Source organism: Pseudoalteromonas sp. SG45-3 (genome assembly GCF_014164075.1).
GTDB classification, from domain to species: domain Bacteria; phylum Pseudomonadota; class Gammaproteobacteria; order Enterobacterales; family Alteromonadaceae; genus Pseudoalteromonas; species Pseudoalteromonas distincta.
On the sequence record NZ_JACJEN010000072.1, the window covers coordinates 1 to 353 of the forward strand.

General features: G+C 42.5%; 1 protein-coding gene. It reads left to right on the top strand.

Annotation, left to right across the window (positions count from 1 at the left end; all coding sequences use genetic code 11):
• Positions 1 to 353 (top strand): hypothetical protein (locus H5126_RS21315; RefSeq protein WP_182721568.1); only part of this gene is annotated, 353 nt, incomplete at both ends.

A 353-nucleotide genomic window follows, 5' to 3' on the forward strand; every position in this document is an offset into this window, starting at 1 on the left:
AGAGCAAAGTGATGTAGTTGTAAGCGGTATAATAGAAGAGGCTGATGCTAACCAAACAGCCACTGTGGTATTTACCGATGTGAACGGAGATAAAGTCACGGTTGAAGACGTCGCGATTAATGCAGCAGGTGAGTGGGCAATAAATGCCACTAATATTTCAGGCCTTGCTGATGGTGAAATTACAGCCAGTGTGAGCGCACTAGATGTTGAAGGCAATTTAGCCACAATCGAAACCAGCTTTACCAAAGACACTACAGTTGCAATAACAGTTGATATCAACGATACAAACGATGACGTAATTAACGGCAATGATGAAAACGTAAACGTTGAAATTACAGGTACCACAACGGGTG